The 16,155-nt window shown below is 57.7% G+C and carries 15 protein-coding genes and 1 pseudogene; 3 read left to right on the forward strand and 13 right to left on the reverse strand.

Annotated elements, in window-relative coordinates; genetic code table 11:
* Positions 1-141 precede the first annotated feature (141 nt).
* Together AC5RUK_RS08520 and AC5RUK_RS08525 are read left to right on the forward strand one after the other, a co-directional pair.
* Positions 142-456: a helix-turn-helix domain-containing protein gene (locus AC5RUK_RS08520; RefSeq protein ID WP_494151892.1), complete on the forward strand. Its 315-nt coding sequence runs from the start codon at positions 142-144 to the stop codon at positions 454-456.
* A 329-nt stretch (positions 457-785) separates the two neighbouring features.
* On the forward strand, positions 786-3,791 hold the full coding sequence (locus AC5RUK_RS08525) for a tetratricopeptide repeat protein (protein WP_494151893.1): 3,006 nt from the start codon (positions 786-788) through the stop codon (positions 3,789-3,791).
* A gap of 112 nt (positions 3,792-3,903) precedes the next feature.
* On the opposite strand, the gene AC5RUK_RS08530 is transcribed toward AC5RUK_RS08525, so the two are convergent.
* The 3 genes from AC5RUK_RS08530 to AC5RUK_RS08540 form a co-directional block, all read right to left on the reverse strand.
* A complete protein-coding gene (locus AC5RUK_RS08530; protein ID WP_494151894.1) occupies positions 3,904-4,578 on the reverse strand; it encodes a hypothetical protein in 675 nt (224 codons plus the stop codon).
* Positions 4,575-5,504, reverse strand: a complete 930-nt coding sequence (locus AC5RUK_RS08535; protein WP_494151895.1) for a YDG/SRA domain-containing protein — start codon at positions 5,502-5,504, stop codon at positions 4,575-4,577. The genes AC5RUK_RS08530 and AC5RUK_RS08535 overlap by 4 nt, the downstream gene beginning before the upstream one ends.
* Positions 5,505-5,740: 236 nt before the next feature.
* A complete protein-coding gene (locus tag AC5RUK_RS08540; protein WP_494151896.1) occupies positions 5,741-7,837 on the reverse strand; it encodes a KAP family P-loop NTPase fold protein in 2,097 nt (698 codons plus the stop codon).
* 382 nt (positions 7,838-8,219) lie between these two features.
* Here AC5RUK_RS08540 and AC5RUK_RS08545 point away from each other — a divergent pair, with 382 nt between their 5' ends.
* On the forward strand, positions 8,220-9,173 hold the full coding sequence (locus tag AC5RUK_RS08545; RefSeq protein WP_494151897.1) for a hypothetical protein: 954 nt from the start codon (positions 8,220-8,222) through the stop codon (positions 9,171-9,173).
* Between the two features lie 164 nt (positions 9,174-9,337).
* Here the strand turns inward: AC5RUK_RS08545 and AC5RUK_RS08550 are convergent, their stop codons facing one another.
* The 10 genes and pseudogenes from AC5RUK_RS08550 to AC5RUK_RS08595 form a co-directional block, all read right to left on the reverse strand.
* Complete coding sequence (locus AC5RUK_RS08550) at positions 9,338-9,676, reverse strand: hypothetical protein (RefSeq protein ID WP_494151898.1); 339 nt, start codon at positions 9,674-9,676, stop codon at positions 9,338-9,340.
* 104 nt (positions 9,677-9,780) lie between these two features.
* Positions 9,781-10,200 carry a hypothetical protein gene (locus AC5RUK_RS08555; RefSeq protein ID WP_494151899.1) on the reverse strand — a complete coding sequence of 140 codons (420 nt, stop codon included), beginning with the start codon at positions 10,198-10,200 and terminating at the stop codon, positions 9,781-9,783.
* Complete coding sequence (locus tag AC5RUK_RS08560) at positions 10,200-10,562, reverse strand: hypothetical protein (protein WP_494151900.1); 363 nt, start codon at positions 10,560-10,562, stop codon at positions 10,200-10,202. The genes AC5RUK_RS08555 and AC5RUK_RS08560 overlap by 1 nt, the downstream gene beginning before the upstream one ends.
* A gap of 5 nt (positions 10,563-10,567) precedes the next feature.
* On the reverse strand, positions 10,568-11,284 hold the full coding sequence (locus tag AC5RUK_RS08565; RefSeq protein ID WP_494151901.1) for a hypothetical protein: 717 nt from the start codon (positions 11,282-11,284) through the stop codon (positions 10,568-10,570).
* Between the two features lie 280 nt (positions 11,285-11,564).
* Complete coding sequence (locus AC5RUK_RS08570; protein WP_494151902.1) at positions 11,565-11,957, reverse strand: hypothetical protein; 393 nt, start codon at positions 11,955-11,957, stop codon at positions 11,565-11,567.
* Positions 11,903-12,280 carry a hypothetical protein gene (locus AC5RUK_RS08575; RefSeq protein WP_494151903.1) on the reverse strand — a complete coding sequence of 126 codons (378 nt, stop codon included), beginning with the start codon at positions 12,278-12,280 and terminating at the stop codon, positions 11,903-11,905. The genes AC5RUK_RS08570 and AC5RUK_RS08575 overlap by 55 nt, the downstream gene beginning before the upstream one ends.
* A 95-nt stretch (positions 12,281-12,375) precedes the next feature.
* Positions 12,376-13,362, reverse strand: coding sequence for a hypothetical protein (locus AC5RUK_RS08580; protein ID WP_494151904.1), 987 nt, complete (start codon positions 13,360-13,362; stop codon positions 12,376-12,378).
* Positions 13,363-13,578: 216 nt separating this feature from the next.
* Positions 13,579-14,331: a hypothetical protein gene (locus AC5RUK_RS08585; protein WP_494151905.1), complete on the reverse strand. Its 753-nt coding sequence runs from the start codon at positions 14,329-14,331 to the stop codon at positions 13,579-13,581.
* 106 nt (positions 14,332-14,437) lie between these two features.
* The gene (locus tag AC5RUK_RS08590; RefSeq protein ID WP_494151906.1) at positions 14,438-14,758 is read right to left on the reverse strand and encodes a hypothetical protein; all 321 of its coding nucleotides are present in this window, start codon (positions 14,756-14,758) and stop codon (positions 14,438-14,440) included.
* Between the two features lie 1,119 nt (positions 14,759-15,877).
* Positions 15,878-16,155: pseudogene (locus tag AC5RUK_RS08595) on the reverse strand (hypothetical protein); the annotation flags it as partial.

Raw genomic sequence — 16,155 nt, forward strand, 5'->3', positions numbered from 1 at the left:
ACTTATTCGGACGTGCCAGCTGCCGCACCGATGCGGGGAGACTTCCAGCGCGTGGGACTCGACAAAAAGGCTTGCGGTGGAATTCCAGAAGCATAATACGTAGCACCCCTTTGTAAGATGTTCAACTAGTTAGGTCACTATATGAAGCAGATTCGAGTGGTGAAGGCCTCAGACGGGACCATCACGAAAGAGCAGTTTCGTGCGGCCCGAACGGCCCTCGGTAAGACACAGCAGCAGTTTGCCTCAGCGCTCGACGCGTCGATCCGGCAGGTAGCTCGTTGGGAAAGTGGCGAAACCCCGGTACCGGTCTACATTGCGGAAAGATTAGAGCGCCTCCACGATGTTCATGACGCGGATCTTACTCGGGTATCGACTTCAGCCCTTATACGCGAGCTGGAGGCTCGCCTTCGTATGGCGGAGGCCTCGCACGCCGGGCTTCAGAGCACGACCGACTAAGCGTTCGAAAAGGCCAAGCGCTACAACTTGTTCATGGACTGGGTGGGAATACTCAGCTTTGCTTGCGCGCCTTCAAAGTTTCCATGGGATAAGCACGGCGAGTCTGTCGACCTAACAGGTTGTACTTGAGCAGCCGATAATAAGAAGTTAGGGGGCTGTTTTGCACCTCCAGACGAAATCAACTGAAGTGGCGGGCGTACGTGCCGAACAGGAACGAAGATGTAGCGATTGAGCCGGAATTCGTGGGGAAGGGACGGCATCTTTTAGTTGACGGCCTCCTAGATGTCTTTGACGAGGTCCGGCATTCGGGCAGGTCCCAATGGGTTCACATGGAGGCGCAGTCGGGCTGGGGGAAGACCCGGATCGCCCGTGAGTTTTACGCGAGGCTGGCAGCCGAGCGGCAGGAGCCTCCGTTCTACTGGCCCGATTCAATTCTCGGTTCCATGGGCAACACTAGAGAGGAACATCTTGACGTCGCGTCCCGCCGCAAGCGCGTCTACCCCGGCATCAGGCAACACACACAAGGCAGCAAGCCGTCATGGATGTGGTGGGGTGTGACATGCAGCAACGACAACGGCATTCAAACGCTGACCCTCGCGAAAGAACTTCACCAGTTCAACACGCACGCCAAATACCTAGACCTGACACTGAACCCCAACAGGGCGGGTTCATTGTTTGGCGATCTAGGACGTGCTGTTACGAAGCAAATTGCCGATGAAGGACTTGCTCGAGGGCTAGAGGCCGTGGCCGGTGCCGCCGTGCCCTACCTTGAGCTGAGCATGGAGCTGGGGAAACGAGTGTGGGCGGCGAATGGAGATAGACGGGAACGCGACCGCACCTTGAAGGGCAACAGCTTGATCGTCGACCATGATGGGCGCCATACGACCGACTTAGTAGACACGGCCTTCGAGCTGATAGCCGGTATAGCGAACAAAGGCTTACCCGTAGTCATCTTCGTCGAGGACCTTCATGAGGCCGATGTGCTCTTTGCCGAGCTACTGAAGCGCTTGATGGCAGAACCCTCGGCCGCTTTGATGATTTTGACTACAGCATGGTCTGGGAGAATAGCTGCGGACGATCCCATTGCCAACGCAATGGAGCTACGCCCCGACCAATTCACTCATATCCTTCCCGATGCAGAGAAACTGCCCGCACCGTTTCCTCCCGGCAGCAGTCTCGGCGAGATGAGCGCCGAAGATCATAAGTCGATCCTGAACTTCTACTACCCCGAGGTCGAAGCCAATACCGAAAAGTCGGTGTTGGAGCGGTACAGGAACCCCTATGCCCTTGAATTATTCTGCAAGATCCCCTCGATCCGCGACGATTTCGCAGATGCGGTACTCGTTCTGTCCGAGACGGAAATTGTCAAAATACCTAAGGAAGTCGAAGGGCTTTACGAGAAGGTGTGGGACGAATTGCCTGAGTTTCTCAAGCAGGGCCTCGCTCTGGCTACTCTAGGAATTCCTGCGGCAATTGACCCCATAGGAGCACATCCACGCCATTGGAATCAGCACTGGCTGGATGAGATCATTCGCAGGACCCGTCCGACGGTTGCTGACCGGATCATAGAGACAATGCATTCTGCTGGTGACGCCTACGCATGGGCGCGGACCGTTGCAGACGTACTTCGCGAGTTCCATGAACCCATCCAGATGGACGTAGCTACACGCAATCGTGAATCCTATGTCCGTGAGTCAAAACGCGCTGAGATCAGCAAGTGTCTGGAAGACAAAGCTGTTTCCCTGCTCGAGAATCCGGACTCTGCCGATGCAAGGGACATGCTGTACGCAGCACAACTCCTAGTTGCCCTCGATAGCGATGACTTGGTCGAGCCGGAATCGCTGGCGGTTGCCGTTGCTTTCGTGATGACGGAGTTTTCGGACAATCCTCGTGAGCTCCCGGAACGACTCAGGCTGGCCGAACACGCGCTCGGGCGAATCGATCCGTCCACCGAACTCGGACTACAAATTCGCTTCTTATACGGACTGTGCCTCACGGAAGACCACCAGATACAGACAGCCATAGACGTACTGACACAAGTTCGGGTCGAATGGGAAACCCGCTTCGGCGCTAAGGACCGGGGTACTTTGAGGCTGCGGGGAAGTGTCGCAGACGCACTGTCAGGCGCAGGGAAACCCCAAGCGGCGGTTTATGAGTACGAGGCTGTCCTCGCCTGTCAGGAAGCTGCACTCGGGAAGGCAGACAGCGACAGCACGAGGACCCGCAGCAGCTTGGCCTACGCGCTGTCAGGCGCTGGCCGCACTGACGAGGCGTTGGAGATGTTCGAGACCGTACTGGCAGTGCGCATGGATTCGTTGGGTGCCGACGACCGGCTGACCTTGATTACGCGCGGCAGGATCGCCGACACCTTGCGGCGCGCTGGTCGCCATAGCGATTCCATCGCCGCCTACGAAGCTTTGCTCGCCGACGAAGAACGGGTTCTGCAAGGGGACGACTCTGAGTTGCTTTCGACCCGCGACAATCTTGCGTTGGCCTATGCCGAGAGTGGAAGACTACGAGAAGCGGAATTGCTATTCACCGCCGTCCTAAAGGTTCGGAAGGAAAAACTGGGAACCGCTCATCCCACGACACTCATTACTCGCAACAACCTTGCGGGCATTTACACCTCTGAACCACAGCGGAGGGACGCCGGTATCGCTGAGCTACACAGGGTGCTGGAAGACAGCCAAGGAGTGCTGCCGCCGGATCATGCCGACACCCTACAAACCCAGCACTCTCTGGCCATGGCCTACTCCGAGGCGGGGCGCAGTCACGAGGCTATCGAACTCTATGAAACGGTACTGGCAAAGCGACGAACCGTATTAGGGCAGGATGACCCGAAGACCCTGCAAACCGAGTTCATGCTGGCTCAAGAGTATTTTCTATATGGGCAGAAGGAAGCCGGTATCACTGCTTACGAGGCTGTATTGAAAAAACGGAAGCAAGTCCTGACCCCGGGGCACCCAACTCTAAGGAGCACACTCTGTGCTCTTGCCTTCGCCTATCTGGATGGACGACGATTGGCCGACGCCATAACCACTTATGAATCGGTTCTCGCGGGATGGCACGGTGTGCTCCCGCAGGGGGACAGGGAAGTTATGGATAGTTTGACCTATTTGGCCACGGCTTATCAGGATTCCGGACTTCTCTACGACGCCGTCCGAACATACGAAAAGCTACTCGAAGAGAAGATGCATACTGGAGAAGATTCTAGGGCCACGCTGGAATGCATCGCCAACCTCCGCGAAGCCATCATGAGATCAGATAACGAGATGCAAGGCGGCCGCTCTGAAACTCGTTCTCCAGTGCTCTCTGAGGGGGAGTCTGGTCAATAGCCGATCGTTCAGTGGGTGTCTCTCCCCGCAAACGTTGCATGGCTGTGAGGACCGCGTAGAAAGGCTCATTCACTTCCAACACGCAAACACGCATTGGAATGGTGCAGGATGTCTAGGCTAATTCGATCTCAGTCTGGTCGTAATCTAACTGCGACACGACGGGCACTTTCTCGCCATTATGCGTGGTGTACTGCCCGGGGACGGCAGTGAAAGCCCGAACATACTCCCTGCGCCAGCGGAGCGGGCCTAGTTCGCTCTGGTACTCCAGTAGCACTCGGTCGACCCCCCAGAGATGAGCGGGAAAATCTTCGACAGTGACCGATGCCGCAGCCTGAACTCGATGGATCATGCCTCCATAGGGTGTGGTTCGGCCCTCAACCCGTCCCAGTTCCCGGACACCGTGTTGCCCCCCGCGAACGCTCCACAGCAGTCGAGCGTTCTTGATCGGATGCAGAGACAGGTTTTCGACATGAATCATAAGTTTCGTCGTCAAAGTGGGTGGGGTTTCTTGTGAAGCGATTACCTCGTGCAAAAACCGAATTTCGGGTACAGGCTTGGTGGCAAGTGATAGAGCACGTGCGGAGTCGCGGGCAGCCTGAGAAGACTCCCGTGCGGCAGCAAAAGCGGCAACCGCAGCGACAGCACCCACGACCGCCGCGACGGCAGAGGCCACGGCGCCCACTGCTTCGGAATCCTGCCCCACAGTTACCAGTAGCCCCGGCCCGAAGATCAAAGTGACAACTACTAGAACCAAAACGGCGGTTACAGCAGCGTAGGAATGCTTCATCGGTTCAAGCTATCGTTCGAATTGGAAATGGCAGTCAGGTGCTTGCGGTGGTACTCAAGATTGCTCACATCTATAGAGTGAACCAATGTCAGGCGGGCACGAGGCATAGCCGTTGCGACCTCGACGACGTCGAAATTGTCGTTGACATACAGCGCACCTTTGTCGAATAAAACGTGATCATTCGGGCAAAGGCAGAGCACGTTGTCGATTGTGTCGGAACCGTTGTGAGTGCCTCCGATTGGACGAATATGGGCACCTTCGGCGTAGGCCCCTGCATGGACGCTGAGGCGAATCCCGCAGAATTGGCACGTATAGTTGTAGAGCTCCTTGACATACTGAGTCACGGCGCTATTTCTAACGACACGCTGAACTAACGACGCTTGCCTGCCGGGTGAGCGATTCCCCTCCGGCTGAATGGCTTCACCACTTTCGAAACCGGAAGAACTATCGCCTGAGATCCACTGGCCGTCGTTCTCTACGCGTTGCAGCTCGTACCGGTAGATCAGGGGACCGTCCAAACTAGCTTCAATCCAATGGCGGACGACGGAGAAAAGGCCGTCGTACCTGTAACCGCTCGTTGGGGAGTGCGCAGGGTCCCCATCTGCTCCTCGGACCACTCTGACGGGAAGCCCCCGCTCCTCGCTCAATGCTAAGGCTTTGTTGCCCCGAGTCAGCGTTTGGTCCTCTATCTGGTGACCTGCTGAGTCCCGTCCGCCCTGCCCAGTGTAGATTAGCCAATCGCCGTGATCGCGGTCGTCCTTGTAGCCTCCAGACACCACGATTGCGTCGGCGCCCTCATCGACGTGGCCGGATATACCGGCCTGTTCATGGCGGTGCAGTCCGGCGGCCCTGACGGATTTGCGATCCGGAAACCATGTCCCGGGAGCGACATTCTTTATTTCTCCAAACATACTCGGTAGGGCCATTATTCGATGATACGAATGATTCCAAGTCGTTGCCGGTAATGACCCGACTGAGCCGACACAAGGTGACTTTTTCGAAAGAATCCTACCGTGTTCCTCTATCGCAGCCCATCCGAATCCTGAGCATGTACTCGCCGTCGGTGACAGCGTGGGTTGGAGGCCGCCGACTGATGATCCTCCCGAATTCACCGCTGGAGTCCGGTGCAACAGTAGGCGAAATGGCCCAGTTGGCTATGCACTCACTCCTGTCTCAGGGATCGTCCGGAACCATCTAAGGCAGCCCGTGCCGTTGGTGAACGTCGCGATACAAGGCCTGCCACGGCCATATCCATCCTTTGCTCGCTATCGCTGGGGGAGCCCGATGGGACAGCGAGGTCAGCGGTGAGCAGGACCTCCTCGTCAATCAACGACAGTAGGTCATCGACATTTAGGTCCGACAGCACGTAGTCGGCTGAGCCGACGGTCGTGGTGTCATAGACGAAGTACGCGGCAACGGACACGAGAGGCAGATCGCCACGGCGGACTGCATTGGAGACGTTGTGCCGTGCGTGATCCAGAGCCGCGCAGTCCTTGATCAGACTATAGGTTTCGAAAAAGCGCCGAATATTGGAGCCGGTAGCCGGGGCAGCGGCATACCCGATTAGTTGACGCGTTCCGATATCGGACGCAACCTTCTTGAGTTGTGAGAGGGCCGGTCCGTCTGCGCTCCGAGCGTCGGCATTGTTGAACACCTGCTGCATCAATCTGTCGGCGCGGCCGATGGCTCCTCGAAGTTCATGAATTTCGGGCAGGAAACTCAGCTTGCTCTCCACCTCCTGCACATCCTCGAAGCCCGGGTGCACGGCAATCAGATCGCCCAGCCACGTGGAGAGCCGCCATGGGTTCGATGAAAACAGGCCGTTGCCCAGCAACCAGAGCACGAATGACGTCAGCTTCGATATCCCCTGCGGGTCCTTGATCAAGGACCGAGTCAGGATCTCTGCCTTCTTTACAGAGGTGTTTGCTGTCGCTTCGTTCAGAGAAGTGAACGATGATCTGAACTCTGCGCCATTGAAATCGTCTGAAGTCATATCCACGATGCGCTGAAGATCCGCCAGAATCTTCACGTCCGGAACGTCGCCCTCGGGGATGCCAAAAATGAGATACCGGTCAAAATAGTCAGGATCGCTAATGCGGCCCGGGTCCGGCGTGGACGTTCGTCCACTGGTTAGCGGAAAGAGGGTTTTCATCGCGGTTTTGACGACGAGAAGATCGTCGTCGTTGTCAATCAATTCTCGAAAACGCTTATCCCAGAGTGCCTCGTTCGGGTCTCGGTCACGGGCCGTGCCGGGCGGGGACATGCCGAGCAGGTCTTCCTTCCACGGGAGGATACGGCTGTACACGGCAGGAAAGTGCAGTCGCAGAAACGTAATCGTGAGAAAGTCTGCGAGATCTACTTCATCAATCCCCACTAGTTCGAGGTAATGGGTGGCTTGTGCCACGAACCTCTTGACCGACCGGACAGTAGTTTGGCATTTGAATCCCAACGTGTCGTGAAACCATGCGAAGCGCTCAAGCGATTCCTTCGTACGAGCGGGAAAATTTCCCTCTGAAAGTTGGTTCAGCCCGTCTGCCAGCAGTTGTCGAAGGTGCGTCCGTTGTGCGGGAGGGATGGCCAGCGGATACTGAACAATCTTTTCCAGATACCGTGCCGCCCGGTCACGGCCACCCACTGTCGGGTCTAGCGCATCTACCAGAGCGTCGTGGTCATACGCCAACAGATAGTGCACGTTGCGGAACCGGCCAAGCAACCTAATCGTCTTGATTAAGAGGAGGACTTCGTTGCCGTGCAATCGGTCAACGTCGTCGACGATAAGTAAGATTCGCTCGTTCTTGTCGCTCAAAATTTTGTCGATTTGTCTAAACTGAGTGTCCCAGTTGGTTTGACCAATGAAAGACCCGGCGGCGTCCGCCACGTTGGAGGCGAAGGGAAGCGGAATTGCACCGACCGCTGGAAGACTCTTCTGTACGAGTGTGAGCAGCGCCTTGCGGTTCCTTCTAGCCCTAAAAACATCACTGCGCATTAGCGTTCCGAAGAACTCGGCAAGCAACCCTGTTTCATCCGAAACGGACCAAGGACTGAATCTCAGCGGCGTCACGCCATCAAGGGACTGCTCAACAAGATGCAGCAGGGAGGACTTTCCGCTACCCCAAGGACCAATAAGGCCGAATACAGTGCTTTCAGATCCTGCGGGAATTTTGTTGATCAGGTTGGCGACCTGCGTTCCGAACGGCACTCGGTGAAGTCTGTCTTCTTGAAAGTCAGTGATTTCCGTGTCTGACCATATGCTGTCCATTGGACAAGCTTAGGATGGAACGCCAACGCGAAGCGCGTTCCCACGCGGCATTCCCGAACCAACCCTGACGCGACCTCGGTGGTCCATGAGTCATCAAAGCCTCCAACTACGTCATGAGTGAGATAGGGAAAGGCGACTTGCATCAGCCCGGGCTTCTACTGCGGAGCCTGACACGTCAAGGACCTGTCCAGTGTGCTTCCCTAAGGGCTGATCGTCATCGCAGTCCTCGGTAGCCGGTGGATGTTCGATATGCTCTGGCGTTCCGGTCGGATTTGGCTGAACTCAGCCGGTTGTTTGGGGCGTGAGAGCAAAGTAGGCGAGTGGGCAGGAAATATGCCATGGGTCCGTCCGTTGTTCCGTCCAAGGACTAGAGTCTTGTTCCATGACTTCTGATAAGGCCACCGTTGAGCGGTTGATGTTGACCAATGCCCTAGACTTCATTGACCGGGCCATAGACGAGATAACTGCCCAGCAGGGGGATCTCGAACACGAGAACAAGTATGCTGCTCTGTTTCTGTCTTCAGGAATAGAAATTCTCGTCAAGGCGCGGCTCGCCCGGGAACATTGGTCGCTGGTCTTTGACGAGCCGGGTAAGGCGGTCCGCTCCAAGTTCGAAGCAGGAGACTTCCGCAGTGTTCAGGCTGGCGAAGTAATCAGCCGCTTCAACAATGTCACAGGTTCGAACGTGGATGCCGTGACTGTGAAGAGCGTATTCGACCTGAGGAACAGGCTTGTTCATTTGGCGCCGTCGCCATCGGGAATTGCGTCGCGTGTAGTCCTTGCTGAGGGACTAAACTTCATCACTTCGTTTCTTCACAAACACCTTAGGCCTCATTTATCGCAAGAGAGCCAAGCGGCGGTTGACGATGCGCTGGAGAAGATTGTGGCCGCGTATGCCGAGCTGAAGGACTTTGCCGATAAACGCATGCTTAGATTGACCGGAGAAATCGGGACCAAGCCCGTGGTAGTGGAATGCTCCAGATGTTCTAAGCTGGCTCTCATCATTCCGGGAGACGGCGCGGATACCCATTGCCTTTTCTGCTACTTTGAGGAACCTCCTCTCGAGGCAGCTGACTCTTATGCGTCGCAGGTGCTCAACTGGTCATATGGGGACGACGACCCAGTATCTGACTGCCCAGAATGCAGCGAGACTGCGCTGGTCACGGGCGTGGTTGTCGCACGGCGGCCCCACGTGCACCATTTGTGTTTCCACTGCGCCGAAGTCTATGAATATGACGAGCTGACGCTCTGCGATAGATGCGGGAGCCGGATGGAACCCCGAGAAGACGACGCGAACATTTGTGCGGATTGCTGGGCGAACATATACGCCAGCTAGGAGGCGTTTCCTTTCAGCTGCTGGGGGCACGGGTGCACTGACCTAGCTCAAGCAACACAAACATCGCCAGGAAGGACTCAGCCATCGTGACGAGCACAAACAGGAGCACGTATCGCCGCTTCACTTTGCCTCTGGTCACGGTGATTGGCGCGCACCTTCAGTCGTTATAGGGCTCCGGTCGCCAGCGGAGGAGCACCTCCGTCGGCAATGTGCTGGTCCTCGATCTGCTTCCTGCTAAACGCCTCCAACGCATCGCAGTAGCCGTCCAGTTGACCAGCAGCCCGCTCTTCCACGAGGGCGTGATATACCGCAGCAGCTTGCCGGAGTGCTGTCCTTGCATGCTGCTCGGAGAGCATCGATTCGTCGAACGGCACCGTGTGGGCACGCTGAGTCTCGGGGGCCAGCAGCGCCACCGGGCTGCCGTCGGATTCCAAATCAAAGTACAGGTTTGGCAGTTGGGCGTACGGGAGCACAACTGCGAATGCTCCGGCTAATTTGAGCACGCGCCTGTACTGCCAATCGGATAGTTCCTTCTCGCCTGCTTTCGCTGGCAAGCCCTCGTATACGAGCTCAGCGAGTGGCGGCCTACGCCGTCGGGGCCAGTCCCTCACAGTGCCCCTTCCACCAGTGCCACAGGGTTCCCGTCGTCGAGGTACTCCCGCTCTACTTCACGTCGTTGAAACGCTGCCCTTGCCTCTTCGTACTGCTTGCCAAAGAAGCGCGACTCGAATTCGATCATCTTCAACACAGACAACACTTGTGCCAGTTTCGTTTGTGCCTTTTTACGGGACACCATCCATTTCTCGAATGCCCCTTCGGAACGGCGTCCGCCGTAGGCGCCGAGGAAATTCACGGTGATCTCACCGTCGTCTTCCACGGTGAAAATGGCGTCGCCAACCTTGGATTTTGGCATCACGATGGCATGCTTCTCCACGAGAGCCAGCAAGCGCTCGACCTGCTCCCGCTCCAACCGAGTCCCGTCCATCGGCTGTGCCCAGTAAATTTCCTCAGCCAGATTCTTCCGCATCAGAGCACTCCTTCCACGAGTAGAGGGGACGCGCCCTCACGTAGCGCCTTCTCGATGTCTTGTATGCGACCGACCAGCGCGTTGTGCGTCGCTAGAGCCTGCTCCATAGTGTCTGAGTAGAGCTCGCCGTCCTCACCTGCAAGAACATGCAGCACCCGTTCCGGCAGTTGCACGCCGCGCAGCTTGTGGACCCACACCGGCTCGGCATGGCGGCCATATTTCATGGTTCCGACCCACTTGCTGATGACAAACCCGCCCGCCGCACTGTCCTTCATTGGTTGGGCATCGGGGCTTGCCATGAGTTCGCGGTACTGGGACTCCGTTATTACTTCACCGTCGAAATTTACGAAGTCAAAGCTCAATCAGGTCACACCTTCCTTGATCGTTTCGGTCGCACCATGGGGAGTTCTACGATGCAGGCTTCACACGCAGACGTGGCATGAGGTTGACCGACGTCGTGCTTGTCCACGTGCTCAGTTTTCAGCACGGCGGGCAGGTCGTAGATCACCCGGCGGCGACGTTCGAAGCGACACAGCTCGCAGTCCTCATGGGCTGTTTCAGAGTCGTGCAGACGCCGCAGCTTGGGATCAAGACGAGCGTTGATCGTGTACGCCCAAGCGGGGCCTTCTGCGTCCACGACGAGACCGCGCAGCTCCCACACGGCAGCTTCCTCGGGCTCACCGGGCACAACGTCGATGCCATCGGGAGCATCAATCGGCACGGGACAACCACACGGCAAGAGATCGGACTCCTCGACAATGATCATCGTCAACGGTGGCCCGTAGTCCAAAGCCTCGTCACCCAGTTCGATCTCCCCACCGTCGGCGCCGCCACCATAAAGCACCCCGCGCGCCAGCCGGGGAGTATGCCGGACCACAGTGTGCACGCGATCACTTCCCGGGAAGTAAAGCCGCGCGTCAAAATGCTCGCGCGTCACTTCGCTCCAGCCGGTTGCGAACAGTTTCGCCATGAGTGCATACTTCATCGACTCGATTACCGGCTCCATGGCCCGCTGCACCGATTCCTCGTCGCACGCGGGCATCTGCATCGTTGCGACGAGTTGTTCGGGCTGCTGAAAATACATCAGCTAACCGCCTGCCAGCTCCCATCGACGGTCAGCACAAGGACCTCGCCGTCGTGAAAAATGAGATCGGCTTCGAGTGCAGTGTCGATGGTGACCATTCAAGGAGTGTATTAAACCGTGTTGGCAATTAATAGAGGCTCGGTCAAAAACTTGCCGCCGCCGCGCCGCCGCCCCATTGAGCCGATCAGCATGGCGCCGACCGACCCGCGCACAGGGAGGAGCACGGGGAGGGAGGCAAGACTGCGTTCCAAAAACAAGGATGTGGGTATTAGAAACACATCTAAACGTGGGACACCACGCTCCGACCCGGCATATGGGGGGTCTGCCCCGTTTGGGAAGAACCGCCAGAACGCGATTTAAGGGGCTGGAATCCTCGGGGGAGAACTCCAGCCCCCTCAGGGGCGCCGCAAGCGCGGGAGATTAAAGCCCAGCCTCGCCAAACAGCCCTTCCACGCAGCGCATGTTGGCAGTATTCGAGGTGCTCAACGCTGGTCAAACGCCCGAACTTTTTCTCCAAGAACTCCTCGTAGATGGGAGCCGCGAACTCATCAAGGTTCTTTTCAGGCGTCAATGTCAGCACCTTCATCCGCAACTCCAGCAACTTAGCCAGCAGCTTCTCTAGGTCGCGGGACTGCACGATGCGGCGCTCTTCCGCATTGGTAACGGGGTCCATGTCCTATGCCTCCAGTTCCGCGAACAGGCCGCCGTCCACAGCATCCACTGCCACCGGCGCAGGTCTGCAACAACGGGTGCCGGTGGCTCCACGGGTACTTCCACGGGACGCTGGAGCTGCTGCCACGCAAGGTGGTTGACAGCCCTTGCCGCACGGTACGAGGTCATGCCGTCCTTGACCTCGTCGTACGTCAGCAACCCGGCAGCCTCTGCCTCGTTGATCGCCTTGCGACGTGCCCGCAGGTCGTCGAGCTGGTCGAGGTTCGCCTTCAAGGCGTCCCAGCGCTCGGTGCCTGCCAGTTCGATAAGTGATCGTGCTTCCATTGTTCGGTCCTCACTACTGTGTTCATTTACATGGGATGGCTGGTTCCCGTTGGTTGCCCGGTGGAATCGGCGAGTGAGACCGGGGGAGTGCTGTGTCAGTCAGCCAGTGCGGCGATGATGTACCTGATGTCGTCGACCATGTCCGGCGTTATGTACGCGGCGTATCGACTGCCAGCCCACCGGTCTGGCGAGAACGGTGCCTTGTCTTTTGGCGGTGACACCACGCCGTCGGTGTACACCCACGAGACCAAGTCCGGCTGGATGCCCAGACGCTTGCGCAAGTAAGCATCGACCGTCTGACGCTGCCGCAGGTTGGTGAAGACGAAGTGCACTTCCTCGCTCGCCTGCATGTTCTCGGAGTGCCCCCACATCGCCTTGGTGCTGCCCTCACGCAGCCAACGCTCACACGTCCAGTACTGGTGTTTTTTGGATGCGGCCTTGGCGGTCTTGCCGATGCACACGATGTACCGGTAGAACATCTCCAGAATCTGCCGGGTGGTCATAGTGCGCTCTTGGTATGGGCTCGGACTCCTCACGAAGGCAGCCTCGGACAACCTGACGTCCTCATCCCAGCCAGCGAGCTTGAACCACTTTTTCCGGAACCGGTACGCCTCCTCGTCGGTCAGCGCAGTGATGACGTTGATGTGCGGCTGCCGGTGACCGTTGGCATCCACTTTCTTGGACTCCACGTTCCATACGTACGCGAAGCCCAGCTCCTCATCACTGGCGTCATAGCCGACGCGCTTCTTGACCATGTCCCGTCCAAAACGCATCAGCTTTTCGACGGTGGACGACTTCATCTCCGCGCTGACGTACACGCCCGGAGGCCACGTCAGTGACAAGTATCGGGCCTTAACACCCTCGACCTCAGCCACCTGACGCTCAATCGGCTCCGGGTCGATCATCATGATGGAGGTCAGCATGTACTGCATCACACGCGGGGTGTGCCCAGCATTCCCCGTACCCTCAGAACGCTTCGGCTTGCCAGCATTGCGGATCGCCTCGCCCGCACGACGAGCACGGTTCGCTTCCCTCTTGGCTTCGGCCTTGGCAGCCTTCTCCTCCGGTGTCAGGTCCAACACGCTCGGATCATTCGGAGTGTAGGTCCTGACACCACGCGGGCTCATACCGACCAAACCATGGTGCCGCTGGACGGTCTTGGTGGCTGTGCCGTCGTGATCTGTTCCTAGGGCGCTAGGCCTATGTGTGGTGACGTACGAGACGTCATCAAATTGCGTTTCCAATGTCTTGCCCTCACGATTGTTTCGGCGCCCGTTGCTGTTCGGGCGTTGTGCAGATTAGTTGCGGTCGGTTCGCGGAAACCCGGTGTCCGGAACATCAGTGCGATTGCTGACCGTGAGCTCGTGGATGGGGCGAAGCTGTTCCAACCACTCCAGTGCCGGGCGGGGATCGCGGCGACTCTCTTCGAGGTCTACGTCGTACTCCTCTGCTTCGTCCAAGACAGCGTCGAGGCTGCCCATGCGGATCGCTGCGGCACGAAATGCTGACCGGGTGCGCTCTGAGCGGCGGACACGATCGGGGTAGACCGAACGCAACTCGTCGAACGCCTCGTCGAGTTCTTCCTCGGTGAACGGGGCAGGCTCGTCATCGGAGTTGATCTCTGCGACTTCTGTTTTGATGCCCTTGTCGGCCAGTGCTGCTGCCACCAACCCGCGTGCCAACTGGGACGCCTCGGGCTCTGCCTCGTCCTCTGCCGGGGTGGCGTCGACCTTGTGTTCCGGCGCTACGGTGAAGTCTTCTTCGGCGGTCTCCGGGGCGTCTGCGGGCTCTGCTGCATCGGTGTCGGGAACGTCCTGATCGACCTCGTAGCGGACGAGGTAGCCAACGGTGCGGTCACCGTGCCGGACTGCTTCCCACCAGCCGTGGTGGGCGAGCTCGGCTGCTGCTTCCTTGGCGCCTTTGACCCGTGCCAACTTGTAGGCCGGAACAAAGTCCGTGCTGCCTTCTTCTTCCAGCCAGTCAACGATGGCGGCTTGCAGACCGAACGCTGCGAGGGACAAGGACGATGCGGTGAAGATGTTCTTGCTCATGACGTGTGTGCCTTTCAGGGCTAAAGATTTGCTGTGGATGGGTGCTGTCCGGCCGGGGCTCTGAGGCACGTCCGGCCGGACAGCGGTACTGAGGTGATGCATCCGCCTACGGGCGGGTGGAGCGGTCCTTGCGACCACGGGGCGCCGTACCAGCGGGCTCGCGGCGTGCAGTGGTGGGCTGGATGCTGAGCCCTGACCTGAACCGTGCCTTGGAATCCTTAGCGTTGCCGTTCCACTTGCCGATCCGGCTTTCGAACTCGTCTTGGAAAGCGAGCGGATAAACAAATCGATCCACACTGGCCAGCCGGGGATCACCGTGCTGTGTCAGCCAGTTGGCCACCGTCTGCTGGAGGGGAGTCAGCCCGGTCGTGAGAACTGTCATTGTGGACAGAAGTGCCGTAAAATTAGACATGTCAATGCCTTTCATTGAGATAAGGGTTTTGATTTGGCCCATGTGGAGTTGGCGCTCCGGGCCGTTTGGATTGGAACTGACTGGTATCTGTTGGCTCAGGTGCCAGTCAGTCCTTTTTGAAGTGCTGGACTACCCGGCGGCGAATCGTCGACCGGCTCCTGCGGGCGAGCACAAACTGTGAGGTTCCGAGAACTTGCTGGTCGCTTCTACGCTCGCCATAGCGGCCTTCAAGTCGGCCATTTATTTCCCAGAGTCCGTATCCGCTGTCGTCCGTGCGATAGGAGCGTGTGGTGCCGTCCCATCCAGTTACGGACCATGTGTATCCGCGATCGCTGTACCTCGTGATCGGCGAGATATGTACCTCATGCATGTGCGTTTCCTTTCAGGATGTTTAGCGCTTCATTAATCTCGCTGCGGCGTGCTACCAGCTCGTGTGTGGATTTTGCTGCAAGGCGCCGGACTCGTTTGTATCGGCTCAGTTCTTCATGGTGTGTCTCACGCTGTTCCCGCGATCTCTCCTTGCGGCAGATGTTGCAGCTGCCGTTCACGTACGCGTTCTCCAGCGTCACTTCATGTCCTCGCGGACAGATTCTTATACCCATTTACATAACCTCCCTCGGTATGTAGTTTGTAAATATCATTGGCATTTATTGCTGATACGCTACTTACTTATCAAGGTGCGTGCTTCTGATATTTACACTAGTGGAATATTTGCATTAGTTCTTCTGCCGATCCGCGCAAGCAAGCCGATGTAGAGGGGTTACCGATGCTATTCGTCACCATTGTTGGCGGGCTACTTCCCTTATCTGACGCGGAATGCAAATTTGACAATCAGGTGATTTGGGGATGAAAAAATAAACTGGCCAAGGGGTGGCCACCTTGCAATAACGGCAGGAGGTAGTGGCCGTATGTGGCGCGATGGCCCAGCTAGGGTCAGTTCGGGGCTGTCCGGAGAAGGTGTAGGGCATGAGGCGGGTAGTCCAGACGCATATGAAACCTACTCTTAGGTGGTGCGGCCATGCAGGAGGGATCGAGGCTGCATGTTGTCATTCGGTCTAGGAGAAGCGCTGTCGTTGCACTTTTCCGAGTCGCAGAAGGATTTGCTAAATATGTTGGCTGAGCCAGATCTTGAGGCTAAGAAGCGATTTGAGAGCGCCGCTCAAGCGATGCCCAGCGTGGGGCGCAACGCGGCCTTCGTGAAAAGTGCTGTATCGACGCGGTCGGTGAACTGACCGTCCAATCCACGGCAGATCTGAGAATACGACGACAAACGGACACACGCGACTGAGCACTGGTCAAAGCCGTGTTCGCCGCTTCGATGGCACGCTCCCAGGCGTCCGGGGCGGGAAGCTGCAGGTCCATGATCCGGGCCGAGCTGGCCAGCCGCTCCAAGTGCGCCTGCAGCTTGCGCG

The organism is Arthrobacter sp. Y3223065 (genome assembly GCF_059090885.1).

Coding starts and splice junctions, on each gene's coding strand:
- AC5RUK_RS08540 (WP_494151896.1), bottom strand. CDS start 7,837: ATGGACAGCATATGGTCAGACACGGAAATCACTGACTTTCAAGAAGAC.
- AC5RUK_RS08565 (WP_494151901.1), bottom strand. CDS start 11,284: ATGTATTTTCAGCAGCCCGAACAACTCGTCGCAACGATGCAGATGCCC.
- AC5RUK_RS08535 (WP_494151895.1), bottom strand. CDS start 5,504: ATGGCCCTACCGAGTATGTTTGGAGAAATAAAGAATGTCGCTCCCGGG.
- AC5RUK_RS08545 (WP_494151897.1), top strand. CDS start 8,220: ATGACTTCTGATAAGGCCACCGTTGAGCGGTTGATGTTGACCAATGCC.
- AC5RUK_RS08575 (WP_494151903.1), bottom strand. CDS start 12,280: ATGGAAGCACGATCACTTATCGAACTGGCAGGCACCGAGCGCTGGGAC.
- AC5RUK_RS08590 (WP_494151906.1), bottom strand. CDS start 14,758: ATGAAAGGCATTGACATGTCTAATTTTACGGCACTTCTGTCCACAATG.
- AC5RUK_RS08520 (WP_494151892.1), top strand. CDS start 142: ATGAAGCAGATTCGAGTGGTGAAGGCCTCAGACGGGACCATCACGAAA.
- AC5RUK_RS08570 (WP_494151902.1), bottom strand. CDS start 11,957: ATGGACCCCGTTACCAATGCGGAAGAGCGCCGCATCGTGCAGTCCCGC.
- AC5RUK_RS08585 (WP_494151905.1), bottom strand. CDS start 14,331: ATGAGCAAGAACATCTTCACCGCATCGTCCTTGTCCCTCGCAGCGTTC.
- AC5RUK_RS08555 (WP_494151899.1), bottom strand. CDS start 10,200: ATGCGGAAGAATCTGGCTGAGGAAATTTACTGGGCACAGCCGATGGAC.
- AC5RUK_RS08525 (WP_494151893.1), top strand. CDS start 786: ATGGAGGCGCAGTCGGGCTGGGGGAAGACCCGGATCGCCCGTGAGTTT.
- AC5RUK_RS08530 (WP_494151894.1), bottom strand. CDS start 4,578: ATGAAGCATTCCTACGCTGCTGTAACCGCCGTTTTGGTTCTAGTAGTT.